Origin of the sequence: Rhodococcus sp. NPDC060090, from assembly GCF_042729855.1 — a bacterium.
Taxonomy (GTDB): Bacteria; Actinomycetota; Actinomycetes; order Mycobacteriales; family Mycobacteriaceae; genus Rhodococcus.
Window position 1 is genome coordinate 1 of the sequence record NZ_JBHWXB010000019.1, and the last position, 15,849, is coordinate 15,849.

Sequence of the window (15,849 nt, forward strand, 5' to 3'; positions counted from 1 at the left end):
CTTCGTCCCTCCTGGCTCGACTCGAACCAGGATCGGTGGAGAGGGGGTCAAATTTGAGATGCCATGCCGGGGTCAGTATTCACGTGCCGTCGACAACAGGGAGGTCGTGCTGCTCACGTGCATCAGAGAAGTACAGCGCAGCCGTTCGCGGACGGGCTCCGCTGATCGTTGCGCTCACCACCGTACCGGCCGCACCTACAGCGAACGAACAGAGGCCTCGGCCTGCTGGGTGCCAGCATTGCTCGGCCGGGCCCGGAGTGCACTGATCGGCATTGGCGGCGACCAGATCGGCAGATCGCTCGCCGTGAACTGGTCACCGACGGTGTGCCTCATCGTCCTCGGGCCAATAGGTGAACGCAAACCGGCACATCCCCGGCCTACCGGTGGTCAAAATGGTGTCGAACTCGAGCTCCTTCCACTCGATCTGCCGCCCGCGCAACACCTGGGCCACCTGATCTGCCGCTTCGGCGGGGGAGAAACCACAGGGTAGAGCGAGAGCGAACCGTGCGGTACCCACACTCGCAGGGTAAGCCATCCACAGAGGCACGCTCACGCGGACCAGTAGGTGAGCGCCCGTACTGGCGAGCCCATTCGGTCCGAAGCTCGCCGGATTCTTTGACGATCGGACTGGCCGGAGGAACGCTCCTTTGGGCGTTCTCGCCCGCCCCTACACGCGATTCGTTTGCTCCGATATCTCTGTAAAGCCGGAGGTGCGGGCAGAAGCTACCGGGGCGTCTCTCATGGATAATCATGGTTATCCATCAATATCATTATTCTGGATAGAGTCACAGACGGTATGCGTGCAGTGTCCTGGGCCTCGGGTGTTGTCAACACGGGTGGCGCTCGAACAACTCCATGACGTGCATGCGGATGTAATCGCATCCGCATCCGCATGTGCACGGGCGCGAACCGTGCACATGCGGCGGCGAGGCTTCGGCGTCGCGGTGGGCGTGCTGCTCGAGGTGGACCTGACGCCGTCGACGGAGCTGTCGTGTAGCGTCGTCGGTGACGTGGTGCTCCGACGGTCTCGACTCTGAAGCATCGTGCAGGAGAGCCGAATTCGCCGCAGGTTGACGTAATCTAGCTTATCGGCAATCTAGCGCCATCCAGAACTTCTGCAGCCCAAGAGGGTTGAGTGATGATCGAGCCGTCTTGTGGCTCTGCTCGACGTCGAGGCGCTACGTGGGTGCCCCTGATTGCATAGGGCCGGCATATGGCCTTTTGACGATCTCGTATCGCCAGCCCCGTCGACCTTGGCTGCATCTCTTGGCATCGGCACCTTGATCAACGCCAATCTGCGCAGGCATGGACAACAGACCGTCAGATCAAGAATCGAGCCATGCCCGGCATTCATGAGACGTGCGGGGACAGTTCTTCATGGAACGCCGATAAGATCGTGAACAAGCGTCGCACGGCTGGCGCCCTCGCTGCCAGCCGGCGTCTCGGATAGGGGTGCCGCAACTCCAGATCCGGGAGTTGGACGCGGAGGGCGCGGTGGTCAGGACCCGCCCTATTTCTATCCCGACCCAGTGACGTACTGCGCCCACCGCATTCGTGAGGCGCATTCGACCGCAGGCGGTGGGTCACGAGTTCACGAGTTGGCTGGCTCGTTGGAAGGTAACGCCGAGGATCGCACCGATATCGCGGACGGGGACGTTACGTTCGGCCAGGTCGTGGGCGAGCGCTTTGGCGTCAGCAAGGGCGCGGGCCTCGAGTCGTGCAGCCTCAGCTCGGTCGGTGCGGATTCTGTCGGCGCGGTCACCGGCGGGGACGCCATCGACGTCAAGGAACACGGTCACGGTGTTGTCCTCGATGCGGGTGCCGGTGGTGACTGCGATGTACTCGAGAGCCATCTGCTCGGCTTCGCTGACACGGCGGGCCTGGGTGAGTCCGTCGAGTTCGGGGATTGAGACCCCATCGCATCGAGATAACGAGTTCGACGCCCGTCACGCGGCACACCGGCATTCGCAGCGGCCGACGATCTCGTATTCGTCGTCCTCGATCCACCCGTTCACGCACTCGCTACAGGAACTCGGCCGAGGCAGCGAGCGACGGACCGGCAGGGAGGCCCACAGCCGGATCCAACCGTGGACGTGCATCGTCGGGTTCTCGGGCCGGTGCGCTCGGGTGGCCGCCGCAACGAGCGCGTCGATCCCGTGGATCGCGATCAGCCCGGTGATCTCGCGGCTCTGCTCGGGCTTGATGCGCGCGTACGACGCCGGGAGGCCTGCGGCGAGGGTTGCTGCTTCGAGCGTGCTGAAGAGCGCACGGGATTCGTCGACGACCGCGCGAGTCTTCCTGGCGAGAAAGTCTGCCGCTGACGACAACGACGTGGACGTTGCTGCGTCGTCATCGGTCGGTGCGATCGTGCGCGCGGCGTCGTTGTCGGTTTGGGTTCTTGATGATCCGTTCTTTGTAAGAGCGCCCGGTTCTCCGTCGGCCGCGTCACCGGAAGCCGATTTTCTGGGCTTCGGATCGGGAGTCGGGTTCCCGCTGATCAGAGGCTCTTCGTAGACAGTCTGGATGGTCGACCAGCGGCCGCGTTCGTCCTGGATCTTCTCGCGGACGAGATAGCCGTGCTCGGCGAGTTCGCGCATCGCGGTGCGGATCGCTTCGCGGCCTTCGCGTGGAGACTGCCGGGCGATGGCGTCGGAGCGAATACTCCAGTCGTGTGGCTTGGAGAGAAGCCAGATCAGCACCGCGCGTGCGCGGAAACTGAGGCGCTCATCGTTGATGAGAGCGTTGGAGAGGATGGTGAAGTTGTCGGCCAGACGTGGCCCACGACGGATACCACCCGTGTTGTGAACATGGGTATGCTCGGTCACTGTTCGACTCCTCATGTCAGTCGGACAACTGCCCGTCGCGAGGGCCTAATCTCGCGGCGGGCCTTTTCATTTGTGGTCGGAACTCTGGCATATGCGGTTCGGGTTTGTCCACGCTTCAGAGGAGCCCCGCACCGCGTTGTTGAGGGCTCCCAAATTTTCCTGCGAGTGTGGTGACAGCTCCCGATCGTGCGGATGCCATGCCCACGTAACCCATTCGATGTGGCACAGTGCGGCCCAACCGAAATCCGACCGCTCCCTGGAAGGTGGACGTGTATGAGTGGTGTGCGACGGACAGTGCTGGCGGCGACAGTGGCAGCAACGGCCACGCTCGGAGTCTCGACAGGGCAGGCAGCTGCAACACCGTCGGTGGACACGATCGTCAACGGAATACTGTCGGTCACACCGCTCTGTCAGGGCACCATCGACGAGTTGATCATTGCCTGCACCGAACTGGAGAAGCTGACCCCCCGCTTTCCGGTGATGCTCGATCTGAATCCGAGAGGCACCCATCTCGTCGTTCTCGGTGCGGGCCTGACCGAAGACGGCAAGATTCAGCCCGTGCTCGAGCAGCGACTCGAAGCAGCCCTTCGCGCGGCCGAACGTTATCCGGAGGCGCCCATCGTGGTTACCGGTGGAGTGCCGCGCGACGGCATCACCGAGGCCGAGGCCATGAAGGAATGGCTGGTGTCGCGGGGTGTCCCGCCCGAGCGTGTCATCGAGGAATCCGAGTCGACTTCCACCGTGGAGAACGCACGCTTCACCAATAATGTCCTGCTCGAGCGCCGCGCAACGGGAGCCGTGCTGGTGACCAACAAGGATCACCTCGCCCGCGCCATGATCAATTTCCGTCAGGCCGTCGACGCCAGGATTCCGGTGGCGGGCATCGTCGCTGTCTGAGACGACTATCAGACGGAGGCGAGCATCAGACGGGGGCGATCTCCAGATCGTTGTCGTCGACGAACACGAGGCGCCCGTCGTCGAGCGCCACCGCCCACCGGCGGATCGGTGCCCAGTTGCGCCCGAGGTCTTCGCCCACGGCCTGTTGGGATGTGCCGTAATCCTCCACGATCTTGCCGGGTATCGATCTGGTCTCGGCGACCCCGGCTCGGACGATCACGGCACTACCTACTGACAACTGCGGTGGAGAGTTCGACGTTGAACGGGCCATATTCGGATCATGCCACTTCGGCGCGGGCTTGTCGGGGCGAAAGCGTGTACTCGGGCGACGATCACTTCACCGCAGCGCGAGCTTCTCCCGGGCCTGGTCTTCGAAATCCTGCTCGACCATCAGGTCGTAGCGGCTTGCCTCGATGCTCTTGCGGGAGACGAAGTCGCGCCGACCGCCCGTGCTGTAGTGGGCCACGAAGCCGAGTGCGCCGCCCCAGAGTGCACCGAATGCGATACCGACGAGGATTGGCCCGGCGACGGTGCTCGCGGGGAGGAAGACGGTGAGTAGAAGGCCGAACAGCAGACCGGTCCACACGCCGACACCCGCGCCCTTGGCGGTCGAGCGGGCCGTGGTCATCCGGCCTTCGACTTGTTCGACGGTGGTGACGCCCTGACCCACGACCCGCAGGTACTCGACGGGAAAGCCTTCATCGGACAGGTGGTCGATGGCGTGTTCCACGGCGTCGTAGGTGCGGTAGCTCTCGAGGAGCGTCTCCGAATCGAAGTTGTACCCCGGAGTCGGTGCGTAGATCTCGGTCATGTGTAGCCCCTAAAAACTGCATAATTGGCAAAACGATACGCTCAGCGTAGCGTATCGTTTCGTAGGGTTTGATTTCGGGGGGTGTTCTTCCGCAGACTCGATGCATAGGCGAGGGACACTCGCCCTGGAAGGGATGGACATGGTTGTCGATGCCGACGTGGAACCCGCGTCCGTATCGCCGCGACGTTCCGTCAAGTCGCGTGCTGGAACGGACTCGAGAATTCTGGGTGCCGTCCTCGCGATTCTTCGCGCACACGGCCCGAACCGGGTCACCGTGGAATCTGTTGCGGCGTTGTCGGGTGTCGCGAAGACCACCATCTACCGTCGCTATGCGAACCGCGACGAACTGTTGGAGGCGGCCCTCGACTCGAAGGCCGCCGCGCCGCGCGTACCCGACGGGCTCTGCGTGTACGACCGGGTGAAATGGACCCTCGATCTGATCCGAGTGGCCATGTCCAGCGATATCGGTATGGGGAGCGTCAGCGCGATCCTCACCGACCAGGACCCTGACTTCACCGAATCGTTCCGCGACATCATCAACAGTCGAAGCCAGGTCGTCGCGGAGGTTCTCCGTGCTGCCGTCGTGTCCGGTGCGCTCCGCGCGGACCTCGACATCGACACCGCGGTGTCCACACTCGTAGGGTCGTACCTCGGTGCTTACCTGCGGCACGGCCGGGTCGACGAGACCTGGGCCGACGAAGTGGTGCACATGGTGTGCCCGGGGCTCGAACCGAGCAGTGTCGCCGACTGACACCGGCACGCCACGGCAGTGTGTCGTGGCAGTCGTCGGATCTCTGAATCTCGACCTGACCGCGCTCGTGAGCCGTGCTCCGGAAGACGGGGAGACGGTGCTGGGCCGGAGCTTGTCGACTCATCCCGGCGGAAAAGGTGCCAACCAGGCGATCGGTGCCGTAAGGGTCGCCGCGACCGCGATCGTCGGAGCGGTCGGACGCGACGATGCCGCGGATGTTCTGCGCGCCGCACAGCAGTCTGCGGGCATCGACACACGACACTTGACTGCACTCGACGCAGAAACCGGTCGCGCGATCGTCGTTCTCGCAGAGGACGGCAGCAACCGGATCATTGTGATCGGCGGGGCGAATCGACGACTCGACCGCGATCATGTGACCGAAGCTCTGGACGACCTCGATCCGGTAGTGGTTCTCACTCAGCTCGAAGTGCCGTCGGCGGTGACGAGCGCGACGGCAGAATGGGTGCGTGCCCACCGGCGCCGGCTGGTTCTCAATCCGAGCCCCACCATCCCGGTAGGCGCGGAGATTCTGCAGTTGGCCGATCCCCTCGTCGTCAACGAGCACGAGGCCGCGTACTACGCGGCCACCGAGCCGGGCACCGACATCGACGCCGTGGTCGGGAGGCTGCTCCAGCGGGTCCCCGCCGTCGTGGTGACACGCGGCGGTGACGATGTGGTGATCGGCACGAAGGGCGGTGTCGAGCACATTCCGGTGCCGGCCGTCACCGTGGTCGACACGACCGGTGCCGGCGACCATTTCGCAGGCACCCTCGCGGCCCTGCTCGGCACCGGTGTGTCGTTACGTGATGCAGTGGTGCGGGCCGGTGCCGACTCGGCAAAGCTGGTTGCGACGCGGCGAGAGGATCGCTGAGGCCTCGATGCGTTTGCCGCGCATTCAGACAGAAACGTCCTTCCGGAATGGTTGCTTCTGTCTATATGTGACGCGGAATCGTGACACAGCTGGGTGGTCATGTGTCCCGTCGTCGCCACGCGGTGCGAATGACGTATGGAAGCAACGTGGGATCTGCTCACCGCAGAAATCACTTCCAAGTGATATCACTTTGAGGTGATACTGTTGGTTTGTGGCGAAATGGGACGTGGACCTGGAGTTCGTCGAAAGCTGGTTGACCGACTTGGACCAACAGTCGTACGAACAGGTAGTGGCCGCGATCGAGTTACTCGCCGAACGCGGCCCGCAACTGGGACGTCCCCTTGTCGACACCATCAAGGCGTCCCGGCCACAAGAACATGAAGGAATTGCGTCCAGGGTCGAGTGGCCGGTCCGAACTGCGCATGCTGTTCGCCTTCGACCCAGCACGTCACGCGATCTTCCTCGTTGCAGGCGACAAGGCCGGAAGGTGGGACAAGTGGTACCGGGTGAACATCCCCATCGCCGACGAGCGCTTCGACAAGCATCTGAACCGATTGAAAGGAACGTGAGAACAAATGGCCAAGAGCCTTGACGACATGCTTGCCAAGCGGCCCGTGGACCGGGACGCGGTCAATGCGCACAAGACACGGATGCTCGACCAGGTCCGTGCTTACCGACTCAAAGAACTGAGAGAAGCGCTGGACCTGACCCAGCGGGACGTGGCCGAACGGCTGCATGTGGGTCAGAACCGAGTGTCGAACATCGAGCGCGGTGACCTCGAGCGAGTGCGGCTCGATACGCTCCGTCGCTACGTCGATGCGGTCGGCGGCACGCTCCGCATCGAGGTCGAACTGGGCGACGATCGCTTTCAGATCGCGTAGCGCACCGAGTTCGACCGGGGAGACGGGCTGAGGCGCACGTCTTCGCCTGATCGGTTCGGTGCGAAGGTCGTCATTCCGGAGGGGAGGGCAATGAGTTTCTCAGGCGCACAACTACAGCGTGCTGCTCGCGATGCCGCTGGCGCGCTGGGTGACGTCAGCCGCGGACGGCCGGACGCGGCGTCACGAAGCAGCTGGTCGAAGACCTGGTGTATGGGTCGTACGACCTCGTTGCAGGCCAGCTCCCCAAAAAAGCACTCTCATGAAGACACGTGAGTCGACATCGGTCGAGAACTGACGCGTCACAACTCCGGATCAGGGGGGCGGGAGGAGCTCGCCCTTGCTGCTGCGTAACCAGCGCCCGGGGAGTTTGCCTGCGAGGTCGCCGAGCGGGCCGACTGCGCCGCGAAGCAATTCGACGGTTTCCTGCAGGGTGTCGACACTTGCGTTCATCCGGATGATGCCCGGCGTGAGACTCGCGAGGGTCTCGGACAGTGACACGATCTGATCGAGCGGGCCACCCTCGGCGAGCAGGCGCTCGAGGGCGCCGTGCTCGGACAGCAGCACGTCGAGCGTGCCGCCGTCGGCGAGTACGCGTTCGACGACTCCACCGGACCGGAGGGCCGTATCGACGAGACCTCCGGGTTCGGTGAGCCGCTCGACTGCGCCGTCCTGCGCAAGCAACCGTTCGAGGGGGCCGTCCGGTGCGGTGATGCGATCGAGCAGACCGCCCTCGGAGAGCAGCCGGTCGAGAGCTCCGTCATCGGCGAGTATCCGATCGAGTGGCCCGCCGGGCACCGTCAGGCGATCGAGTGCACCGCCCGGTTCCAGGAGTCGTTCGAGTGGTCCGCCCGGGGCGGTGAGCCGATCCACCGGACCCCCCGTCGCGAGGAGGCGGTCGAGTGGACCACCGGGTCGCAGGGCCTGTCCGAGTCCGCGGTCGTCCGCCGTCAGCCGCGACACCTGCTGCAGCAGCCCGAGCGACTCGCGGGTATCGGTCAGCCCCACCGCGCCCAGAGCCGAATAGGTCGTCGGTTGCACCGCGATGCGAATGGTGCCGATGACCGTTTCGGCGACGAGCAGAGCGGAATCCGCTGCGGCCAGGCCGATCCGCAGCGGTGTCGAGAGCACGGACCCCAGATTCATTGGTTCACTGTAACCGGGGACACACAGAAATCGGTCCGGCGATCAGTGCAGGACCTTCAGCCCCACCACACATCCGACGATCCCGACGATCAACAGAATTTTCACGGCGGATGCAGCTTCGGTGCCGGTGGCCATCGCATACCCCACGGTCAGGGCCGCGCCGATACCGACCCAGATCGCGTAGGACGTGCCGATGGGAAGCGTGCGCATCGCGTAGGCCAGTCCGGCCATGCTGAACAGCAACGCAACGGCGAAGACGACGCTGGGGGCGAGTCGGGTGAAGCCGGCCGATTTACCCAACGCGGTGGCCCACACTGCTTCGAGGACCCCGGACAGTACAAGAATGATCCATGCCATGCGACAACTCCTGCACCGTCTTGTCGCTGGCCGGGTACGGTGCGCTCGTCCGGGAGACCGGATTCCGGTCACCTTCGTGCCAGGGTAGGAAACCCCGTAGACGGTGGCAATACGGCGGTGGGGAAGCTCACCACACAGGGCGCCTGCGACCCGGGTGATGCATCCGTACCTGCTCTAAAATCGTCTCGCAACGTGCAGCGTCGGTGGGTGTAGGGAAGCAGGACGGATGGGAATTACGGACTTCGTGTCGAACGCGGCACGGAACGCCTGGGGATTGTTCGTCGCGGACGGTGTCGCCGAGCCGTACCGGACGCCGTCGGTCGTCGTGGGCGACGGTCCGCATCGCACGCTGCGCCGCTTCGGCCCCGAAGGCTCCGGGGACCCGGTCCTGCTCGTGACACCGCTCGCGGCATCGCCCACCTGCTTCGACCTGATGCCGGGGCAGAGCCTCGCGGCGCACCTCGCGGGTCTGGGCCGCAGCGTCTTCCTCATCGAGTACGGGAAGATCACCGGCGACGACCGCGATCTCGGTCTCGAATTCTGGATCGACGACGTACTTCCCGAGGCGATCCACCGTGTTGCGGAACTGTCGGGAGGACGAGAGGTCGATGTCGTCGCGTGGAGCATCGCGGGAAGCCTGGCACTGCTCACCTCGGCGGCCCACCCGGAACTCCCGGTCCGCTCCATCACCACGTTCGGGACGCCCATCGATTACGAGAAGATCCCGCTGATGTTCCTTCCCCGGCTGGCGGGCAGGTATCTCGCCGAGCCGGCGCTCGACGTGGCCGATCACCTGTTCGGCGGGATTCCCGCACCGTTGGTGCGGATTGCGTACCGCGTCACTGCGATCGAGCGTGAGGTTCGGCGACCGTGGTTCGTCGCAGCCAATATCGCCGATAGCGACAAGCTCGCGCGCATGGAGCGCGTCGACCGCTTCCAGAACGAGATCGAGGGCTACGCGGGCCGCGCATTCCGGCAGCTCGCGGTACATGTGACGGTGGGCAACGAGCTGACGACCGGACGGATCGAGCTGGGCGGCCGCGTCGTCGACCTCGCCGATGTGGACGTGCCGGTGCTGGCGTTCGGCGGCACCGACGACGTCCTCGCCCCGATCCCGTCGGTCGAGCCGGTCACCTCGGTGCTCACCGGGGCACCGCGCGTCCGCTTCGTTCGTGTACCGGGCACCCACCTCGGGATTCTCGCCGGGACCGCGGCGCCCACCACCTCGTGGGCCGAGCTCGCCGAGTTCCTCGACTCTCCCCTCGGAGACGGCCCGGACCTGGAGTTCGCGGCGCCGGCCGACGAGTCGATGCCGACCACGTCGGTGACCGGGGCAGACTGAGCTCAGGCGGGGACGTGGTCTCCGTGCCCCTGCTCGCGCAGGGCCGCGCGGATCCTGTCGTGGGCGCGGTCGAGCGATTCTGCCGACGGGTCCTTCTCCGCCTGCCCGAAATCGAAGTCGCCGAGGGTGTGCGCGGGGAACACGTGCAGGTGCAGGTGGGGAACCTCGAGCCCGGCGATCACCAGGCCCACACGCGGCGCCTCGTACGCGGCGCACACCGCGCGGCCGACGATCCTGGCGACACGGTTGACCTTGTCCGAGAGGTCGTCGTCGATGTCCTGCCAGTGGTCCACTTCCTGTCGCGGTACGACGAGGACGTGCCCTTCGGTCAAAGGGTTGATGGTGAGGAACGAGACGACGTCGTCGTCCTCCCACACGAAACGTCCGGGAAGGTCACCGGAGATGATCATGCTGAACACGGAAGTCATACGGGCACAATAGGCCGCTCACAGCTCCTCGGCGACATCTGCGGCCGCGAGGGAGAGGACGAGCAGCGGCACGACCTTCGCAGGTGGGATGTGGTAGCGGTTGCGGGATTGCTGTTCGACGATGTGTGCTGCCGACAGCGTCCTCAGGTGGTGATAGAGGCGGCCGGGTGACGACAGGTCGGTCGCTTCCTGCAGTTCGGCTGCGGTGGCAGGCCCTCTCAACAGCGTGCGCACGATCGCGAGCCGGGCGGGGTTGCCGAGCGCGTCGAGGACACCCGAGATCGAGGACGCATCCAATCGGAGGGTGGCGGCAGCGTCGTAGTCGATGGTCCACGACACGTTGCCGTACAACGACACCGCGCCGTGGTATCCGATGCTGCCCGCCGTCCCAATGGATGCGTCGGCGCTGGGGCTCTCGTCGGATCCGGTGCTGCCCTCGAGGAGTCGGACACGACGTTCGAGGTCGGCGATCCTGTCCTCGTAGTTGCCGGTCGGGCGGTCGTTCACACAGCGCACCGTATCTGATCGAGGATCTCGGGCTCGCTCATCGCCGCGAACATCAGGCCTTGGTGCGCGAAGCTTCCGAGCGCGGCCGTGTAGTCGGCTTCCGTCATGTTCGACGTCAGTATCACCGCAGTTGCGACGGAGCCGTCGGCCAGTCGCAGGCTCATTGCCTCGGTGAGTATCCCGGGCAGATTTCCGCCCTTGAATCCGAGACCGTCGGTTCCGGGAGGTGCGGGCTGCCATTCCAGGTGACCGCGAGCGATGTCCGTTCCGCTCCCGAACGACCCGTCGGCGATCGTCCGATGGATGCCCGCAAGCTGGTCGGCCGTTCCCGCGTTGTCTTCTCGTTGAATCCGGTCCATTTCGCCGAACGGGTCGTCGGGCAACACATCGGGTTGCTGAAGGAGTCCGAGGATCTCGGCGCGGAAACCGGGATCGTCCGCGTAACGCTGCGCGCTGTCCCACAGGTCGGCGCCGGTGTCCTGCGGTGCAAGGAACGCGAGCGTATTGCCGAGGAGGGTGGGCGGTTCGAAGTCGTCCCAGCCGCCCTGTTCGGCAGCTGCCGACAGTGCGTCGTCGCCGAGCCGATCACGTAGATAGTCGGGTGCGGCGTTGTCGCTCTCCTGGATCATCGCGGTCACCAGGTCGTCGAGAGCGACCGTGCCCTCTGGGGTGACGCCGAGGCGTTCCAGTGCGGCGGGGTGCGCGCCGCCGTCCGTGTCCGGGAGGTACCAGCGTTCCCATTCGGCGACAGGGATCTGTTCGGCGGGGTCGAGGGTGCCGTCCGCAACGGCCTGCGCGTACGCGGCAAGGTGGACGACCTTGACCGCGGATGCGAGTGGCTGTGGGTCGTCGGCGCGGTGTGCGACGACGTTCCCGTTCCCGTCGTCGATGACGAGACCGACGGCGTCGGGGTGTTCGGCGAGGTATCCGACCCAGCCTTCGGGGATCGCCACGTCGGAGGCAGGGAGCGTAGCGCAGTCTGCGGTGGCGCTCGTGTCGGTGGCGGTGGCTTCGTCGGGTGGTGCGTCGGTGCACGCCGTGAGTGTCAGGGCGGCTGCGGCGGCGAGTGCGGCGAGGACCTTCGGCGACATGGCTGCTCCGTACGTTCGGAAATTCGTGAGTTCGGAAATTCGGAATTCCGGATTAACGATAGGTGTGGCAGGGGTGCGTGTCCAGCCCACGGAGTCGGCCGGTCGTATCCTCACCGTCATGAACGGGCCCGGATCCGCACGTGTCGGCACGCAACGCGCGCTGATCGCGGAGCTCGTCACCGAGGTTCTGGCACCGCTGCCTGCAGACCGGCGGACGGTGGTCGGGCTGTGCGGACCGCCCGGGTCCGGGAAGAGCCGCGCGGCGGGACTACTCGTTGCAGCGCTCACCAGAGCCGGAATCGAGTCCGGATCGGCGCCGATGGACGGATTCCACCTGTCCGACGCGCAACTCGGCGCGCGCGGTGCACGCGGGCGCAAGGGCGCACCGGACACCTTCGATGTGGCGGGATACCGCGAGCTCCTTCAACGCCTTCGGCTCCGCCGCGCCGAAACGGTCTATGCCCCCGACTTCTCGCGCAGACTCGACGACCCGGTGGCTGCGGTGCATGCCATCGAACCGTCTGCCCGCGTGGTCGTCACCGAAGGGAACTACCTCCTGTTCGACACCGGGGGATGGGAGACGATCCGTCCACTCCTCGATCTCGTGATCTATCTGGACGTGCCGGATACGACGCTGACCCCGCGCCTGGTCCATCGGCATCGCGTGGGTGGCCGCGCGAAGTCGCAGGCCCGCGACTGGGTTCGCGAGGTCGATCTGCCCAACGCCGCGGCAGTCGCTCGCACCCGTGGCCGTGCCGATCTCGTGTGGAGCCCCGTCCCGTAGTCTGTCGTGCGTGCGCGTACTCGTTATCGGCTCCGGTGCCCGTGAACATGCTCTCGCCCTGGCGCTGTCCCGCGACCCGGGTGTGACGGCCGTTCTGGCTGCTCCGGGCAACGCGGGCATTGCCAAAATCGCCGAGCAGCATCCGGTCGACGCCTCTTCCGCCGACGAGGTCGTCGCGCTGGCGAAGGGCACGCAGGCCGATCTCGTCGTGATCGGGCCCGAGGTACCGCTCGTCCTCGGTGTCGCCGAGGCCGTCCGAGAGGCAGGCATCCCCTGCTTCGGCCCGTCTGCCGACGCGGCCCGCATCGAGGGATCGAAGGCCTTCGCGAAGGACGTCATGGCCGCCGCAGGGGTGCGTACCGCGCACAGCGAGGTCGTCGACACGCCTGCAGTCATCGACGAAGCACTCGATCGCTTCGGCCCGACCTGGGTGGTCAAGGACGACGGCCTTGCCGCGGGCAAGGGCGTCGTGGTGACCACCGACCGTGACGCCGCGCGCGATCACGCAGCGGAGATCATCGAGAACGGGCACCCTGTCCTGCTGGAGTCGTTCCTCGACGGACCCGAGGTATCGCTGTTCTGCCTCGTCGACGGCGAGACGGTGGTGCCGCTGCTTCCTGCGCAGGACCACAAGCGTGTCGGCGACGGCGACATCGGCCCCAACACCGGTGGTATGGGTGCCTACACACCGCTGCCGTGGCTGCCGGAAGGTGCCGTCGAGCAGATCGTCGACGAGGTCGTCAAGCCGGTCGCGGCCGAACTCGTGCGTCGTGGATGCGGGTTCTCCGGCCTGCTCTACGCCGGCCTGGCCATGGGCAAGGAAGGTCCCGCGGTCGTCGAATTCAACTGCCGTTTCGGTGATCCCGAGACGCAGGCCGTCCTCGCGCTCCTCGAATCCCCGCTCGGCGAGGTGCTGGGCGCAGTCGCGAACGGCACCCTCGCGCAGCTGCCCCCGCTGCAGTGGCGCGACGGCGCCGCCGTGACGGTGGTGCTGGCCGCGGAGTACTATCCGGCGAGCCCGCGCACAGGCGACGTGATCACCGGTGCCGACAGCGACACGGTCCTGCATGCAGGTACGAGCCGCCGCGACGACGGTGCGCTCTTGTCGGCAGGCGGTCGTGTGCTGAGCGTCATCGGGGTCGGCGACGATCTCGAGGCGGCACGCGCGGACGCATACGAGACGCTGGACGACATCAAGCTTCCGGGCGGCCATTTCCGCAAGGACATCGGCCTCGCTGCGGTCGAGGGTCGCATCACGCTCTGATTCGATCTCGCGCGGGAAGAACTTGCGCGTACTGCGAGTATGTTTCACACTCGGTGCATCTTCTGAAGGGGCCAGAGGTGGGACATGGGTTCGTGGAAGTATGTGTCGACGCAGGATCCGACTCCGCTCGAGCATCACTGCGTCAGGCTGTATCCGCTACCGAGCGACATCACCGTCGAGCGTGACGTCCCGATTCGCACTGCAGACGGCACGATCCTGCGAGCGAACGTGTATCGGCCGGAAGGGCTCGAACAGTGCCCGGTCCTCGTCTGCGTCACCCCGTACGGCAAGGACGCCGGTGTCGACGACTACCCGGTGAATTTCGGCGAGCTCGCGGAGTCGGGAAACTTCGTCGGAGAACTCGAACTGAGCGACCAGACGGCATTCGAAGCACCCGACCCCGGCTACTGGGTGCCGCGCGGCTACGTCGTCGTCGTCGCCGACCTACGCGGGTGTTTCGCCAGCGACGGCCGCCCGCGGTTGCTGCTCGGCCGGATCGCGGCGGACGCCGCCGACGTCATCGAATGGGCCGCCGAACAGCCGTGGAGTACCGGCAAGGTGGGCATGGCCGGGGTATCGCACCTCGCGACGTTGCAGTGGTACACCGCAGCGCAGCACCCGCCCCACCTCGCGGCCTTCTCTCCGTGGGAGGGCATCACCGACCCCTTCCGCGACACGCTCAGCCACGGCGGCATCCCCGAAACACATTTCAGCGATTTCTGGTGGCGCGCGACGCAGCGCGGCACCCGCGTGCCGTCGGCCTCGATCCGGAAGATCTCGCCGTGGCTGTGGCGCCGATTCCCGGACCGTTGCAGGCACGTCGTCGGCCCGCCGCCCTTCGCGGACATCACGGTGCCCGCCCTGGTGGGAGCATCGTGGTCCGACCAGGGGCCACGCACACGCGGCTCGATCACCGGCTACACCCAGCTGGGATCGCCCGACAAATGGCTGTACACGCACGGCCGCAAGACCTGGCAGATGTTCTACGGCGCCGAAGCACTGGACGTGCAACGCCGATTCTTCGACCATTTCCTCAAGGGCGAGGACAACGGGTTCGACGAGGTTCCGCGCGTTCGCCTCGAAACCCGCCACGACCTGCGCACCTACTCCGAGCGCCACGAATCGCAGTGGCCGCTTCCGAACACCCGCTACGTTCCGCTCCACCTCGATCACGCCACCGGAGGTCTGCACCCCGAGCGATCCGACGAGGCGGTGAATGCCCGGATGTTCCCCGTCGCAGGCGACGAACTGGTCTTCACGACGACATTCGACGAGGACACCGAGATCTCCGGCCACGCGGCCCTCCGGCTGTGGGTGGAGGCCAAGGACGCCAAGGACATGGACCTGTTCGTCGCTCTGAAGAAGATCGATCCGTCGGGGAACGAGGTCCGATTCGAAGGACACGACGGTTTCGAAGAGGGAGTCGTCGCGCACGGCTGGATCCGGGTCTCGCACCGCGCGCTCGATCCGGAGGCGTCGACCGCATATCGCCCGGTGATCGACCCGGCCACGTACTGGCCGCTGTCAGCGGGACAGATCGTGCCCGTCGACATCGAGATCATGCCGCACAGCACCTTCTTCGAAGCAGGATCGTCGCTCGTGCTGGTCATCACCGGCCAGGACTTCGACACTCTCCCGGACATCCGGCACGACGACACGATCAACCAGGGTTTCCACATCGTGCACGCCGGTGGGCAATACGATTCGCATCTGCTGCTGCCGGTGGTGCCTGCCGCGGTCTCCACGGTCGACGTCATCGACACTGCTGTGTCGTGTGAATCCTCGGGGTCGTGTGAATCCTCGGGGTCTTCCGAAGCCGCCGGTTCGCCCGACGGCCTACCCGTCGCGTGGGGGCCCGTGTTCGGGCGCCAGCACGTCCGACTCTGAGAGTCCGGCG

Annotated in this window: 19 protein-coding genes and 1 riboswitch; of the genes, 9 read left to right on the forward strand and 10 right to left on the reverse strand. The window is 65.7% G+C overall.

Features of this window, described 5'->3' with window-relative positions; translation table 11 throughout:
• Nucleotides 1–313: 313 nt before the first annotated feature.
• The 3 genes from ACFWCF_RS22330 to ACFWCF_RS22340 all read right to left on the reverse strand — a co-directional run bounded on the left by ACFWCF_RS22330 (nt 314) and on the right by ACFWCF_RS22340 (nt 2,825).
• Complete coding sequence (locus ACFWCF_RS22330; RefSeq protein WP_378566189.1) at nt 314–517, reverse strand: hypothetical protein; 204 nt, start codon at nt 515–517, stop codon at nt 314–316.
• A gap of 1,066 nt (nt 518–1,583) precedes the next feature.
• Nucleotides 1,584–1,853, reverse strand: coding sequence for a HicB family toxin-antitoxin system (locus ACFWCF_RS22335; protein WP_378566192.1), 270 nt, complete (start codon nt 1,851–1,853; stop codon nt 1,584–1,586).
• 93 nt (nt 1,854–1,946) lie between these two features.
• Entirely contained in the window at nt 1,947–2,825 is an 879-nt protein-coding gene (locus ACFWCF_RS22340; RefSeq protein ID WP_378566195.1) for a replication protein, read from the reverse strand.
• Nucleotides 2,826–3,098: 273 nt separating this feature from the next.
• On the opposite strand from ACFWCF_RS22340, the gene ACFWCF_RS22345 reads away from it, so the two are divergent.
• Nucleotides 3,099–3,722: a YdcF family protein gene (locus ACFWCF_RS22345; RefSeq protein WP_378493122.1), complete on the forward strand. Its 624-nt coding sequence runs from the start codon at nt 3,099–3,101 to the stop codon at nt 3,720–3,722.
• 25 nt (nt 3,723–3,747) lie between these two features.
• Here ACFWCF_RS22345 and ACFWCF_RS22350 read toward each other — a convergent pair whose 3' ends face one another.
• Nucleotides 3,748–3,942 carry a hypothetical protein gene (locus ACFWCF_RS22350; protein ID WP_378566198.1) on the reverse strand — a complete coding sequence of 65 codons (195 nt, stop codon included), beginning with the start codon at nt 3,940–3,942 and terminating at the stop codon, nt 3,748–3,750.
• A 117-nt stretch (nt 3,943–4,059) separates the two neighbouring features.
• On the reverse strand, nt 4,060–4,533 hold the full coding sequence (locus ACFWCF_RS22355) for a general stress protein (RefSeq protein WP_378566201.1): 474 nt from the start codon (nt 4,531–4,533) through the stop codon (nt 4,060–4,062).
• A gap of 139 nt (nt 4,534–4,672) precedes the next feature.
• On the opposite strand from ACFWCF_RS22355, the gene ACFWCF_RS22360 reads away from it, so the two are divergent.
• The 4 genes from ACFWCF_RS22360 to ACFWCF_RS22375 all read left to right on the forward strand — a co-directional run bounded on the left by ACFWCF_RS22360 (nt 4,673) and on the right by ACFWCF_RS22375 (nt 7,036).
• Nucleotides 4,673–5,284: a TetR/AcrR family transcriptional regulator gene (locus ACFWCF_RS22360; protein ID WP_378493125.1), complete on the forward strand. Its 612-nt coding sequence runs from the start codon at nt 4,673–4,675 to the stop codon at nt 5,282–5,284.
• 25 nt (nt 5,285–5,309) lie between these two features.
• Entirely contained in the window at nt 5,310–6,155 is an 846-nt protein-coding gene (locus ACFWCF_RS22365; RefSeq protein WP_378566204.1) for a ribokinase, read from the forward strand.
• A 341-nt stretch (nt 6,156–6,496) separates the two neighbouring features.
• Nucleotides 6,497–6,724 (forward strand): type II toxin-antitoxin system RelE/ParE family toxin, encoded by a 228-nt coding sequence (locus ACFWCF_RS22370; protein ID WP_378566207.1) that lies wholly within the window; start codon nt 6,497–6,499, stop codon nt 6,722–6,724.
• A gap of 6 nt (nt 6,725–6,730) precedes the next feature.
• Nucleotides 6,731–7,036: an XRE family transcriptional regulator gene (locus ACFWCF_RS22375; protein ID WP_378566210.1), complete on the forward strand. Its 306-nt coding sequence runs from the start codon at nt 6,731–6,733 to the stop codon at nt 7,034–7,036.
• 312 nt (nt 7,037–7,348) lie between these two features.
• On the opposite strand, the gene ACFWCF_RS22380 is transcribed toward ACFWCF_RS22375, so the two are convergent.
• Nucleotides 7,349–8,179, reverse strand: a complete 831-nt coding sequence (locus ACFWCF_RS22380; RefSeq protein ID WP_378566213.1) for an ABC transporter — start codon at nt 8,177–8,179, stop codon at nt 7,349–7,351.
• 42 nt (nt 8,180–8,221) lie between these two features.
• Entirely contained in the window at nt 8,222–8,536 is a 315-nt protein-coding gene (locus tag ACFWCF_RS22385) for a DMT family transporter (RefSeq protein ID WP_378566216.1), read from the reverse strand.
• A 9-nt stretch (nt 8,537–8,545) separates the two neighbouring features.
• Nucleotides 8,546–8,611: riboswitch (guanidine-III (ykkC-III) riboswitch) on the reverse strand.
• 151 nt (nt 8,612–8,762) lie between these two features.
• On the opposite strand from ACFWCF_RS22385, the gene ACFWCF_RS22390 reads away from it, so the two are divergent.
• On the forward strand, nt 8,763–9,878 hold the full coding sequence (locus ACFWCF_RS22390) for an alpha/beta hydrolase (RefSeq protein WP_378566219.1): 1,116 nt from the start codon (nt 8,763–8,765) through the stop codon (nt 9,876–9,878).
• Between the two features lie 2 nt (nt 9,879–9,880).
• Here the strand turns inward: ACFWCF_RS22390 and ACFWCF_RS22395 are convergent, their stop codons facing one another.
• Genes ACFWCF_RS22395 through ACFWCF_RS22405 form a run of 3 tightly spaced genes read right to left on the reverse strand, consistent with a single transcriptional unit; the run spans nt 9,881 to nt 11,904 of the window.
• Nucleotides 9,881–10,306, reverse strand: coding sequence for an HIT family protein (locus ACFWCF_RS22395; protein ID WP_378566222.1), 426 nt, complete (start codon nt 10,304–10,306; stop codon nt 9,881–9,883).
• Between the two features lie 18 nt (nt 10,307–10,324).
• On the reverse strand, nt 10,325–10,813 hold the full coding sequence (locus tag ACFWCF_RS22400) for an ArsR/SmtB family transcription factor (protein WP_378566225.1): 489 nt from the start codon (nt 10,811–10,813) through the stop codon (nt 10,325–10,327).
• Complete coding sequence (locus ACFWCF_RS22405; protein ID WP_378566228.1) at nt 10,810–11,904, reverse strand: serine hydrolase; 1,095 nt, start codon at nt 11,902–11,904, stop codon at nt 10,810–10,812. The genes ACFWCF_RS22400 and ACFWCF_RS22405 overlap by 4 nt, the downstream gene beginning before the upstream one ends.
• A gap of 118 nt (nt 11,905–12,022) precedes the next feature.
• On the opposite strand from ACFWCF_RS22405, the gene ACFWCF_RS22410 reads away from it, so the two are divergent.
• From ACFWCF_RS22410 to ACFWCF_RS22420, 3 genes are all read left to right on the forward strand, one after another.
• Nucleotides 12,023–12,688 (forward strand): nucleoside/nucleotide kinase family protein, encoded by a 666-nt coding sequence (locus tag ACFWCF_RS22410; RefSeq protein WP_378566231.1) that lies wholly within the window; start codon nt 12,023–12,025, stop codon nt 12,686–12,688.
• A 10-nt stretch (nt 12,689–12,698) separates the two neighbouring features.
• Nucleotides 12,699–13,952, forward strand: a complete 1,254-nt coding sequence (purD, locus tag ACFWCF_RS22415) for a phosphoribosylamine--glycine ligase (RefSeq protein WP_378566234.1) — start codon at nt 12,699–12,701, stop codon at nt 13,950–13,952.
• A gap of 84 nt (nt 13,953–14,036) precedes the next feature.
• Nucleotides 14,037–15,839, forward strand: a complete 1,803-nt coding sequence (locus tag ACFWCF_RS22420) for a CocE/NonD family hydrolase (RefSeq protein ID WP_378566237.1) — start codon at nt 14,037–14,039, stop codon at nt 15,837–15,839.
• Nucleotides 15,840–15,849: the final 10 nt, after the last annotated feature.

Bases quoted from the DNA above. Each gene is read 5' to 3' on its own strand.
- ACFWCF_RS22335 (WP_378566192.1), bottom strand. From the start codon at position 1,853: ATGGCTCTCGAGTACATCGCAGTCACCACCGGCACCCGCATCGAGGAC.
- ACFWCF_RS22405 (WP_378566228.1), bottom strand. From the start codon at position 11,904: ATGTCGCCGAAGGTCCTCGCCGCACTCGCCGCCGCAGCCGCCCTGACA.
- ACFWCF_RS22360 (WP_378493125.1), top strand. From the start codon at position 4,673: ATGGTTGTCGATGCCGACGTGGAACCCGCGTCCGTATCGCCGCGACGT.
- ACFWCF_RS22420 (WP_378566237.1), top strand. From the start codon at position 14,037: ATGGGTTCGTGGAAGTATGTGTCGACGCAGGATCCGACTCCGCTCGAG.
- ACFWCF_RS22380 (WP_378566213.1), bottom strand. From the start codon at position 8,179: ATGAATCTGGGGTCCGTGCTCTCGACACCGCTGCGGATCGGCCTGGCC.
- ACFWCF_RS22375 (WP_378566210.1), top strand. From the start codon at position 6,731: ATGGCCAAGAGCCTTGACGACATGCTTGCCAAGCGGCCCGTGGACCGG.
- ACFWCF_RS22410 (WP_378566231.1), top strand. From the start codon at position 12,023: ATGAACGGGCCCGGATCCGCACGTGTCGGCACGCAACGCGCGCTGATC.
- ACFWCF_RS22355 (WP_378566201.1), bottom strand. From the start codon at position 4,533: ATGACCGAGATCTACGCACCGACTCCGGGGTACAACTTCGATTCGGAG.
- ACFWCF_RS22395 (WP_378566222.1), bottom strand. From the start codon at position 10,306: ATGACTTCCGTGTTCAGCATGATCATCTCCGGTGACCTTCCCGGACGT.
- ACFWCF_RS22390 (WP_378566219.1), top strand. From the start codon at position 8,763: ATGGGAATTACGGACTTCGTGTCGAACGCGGCACGGAACGCCTGGGGA.
- ACFWCF_RS22345 (WP_378493122.1), top strand. From the start codon at position 3,099: ATGAGTGGTGTGCGACGGACAGTGCTGGCGGCGACAGTGGCAGCAACG.
- ACFWCF_RS22385 (WP_378566216.1), bottom strand. From the start codon at position 8,536: ATGGCATGGATCATTCTTGTACTGTCCGGGGTCCTCGAAGCAGTGTGG.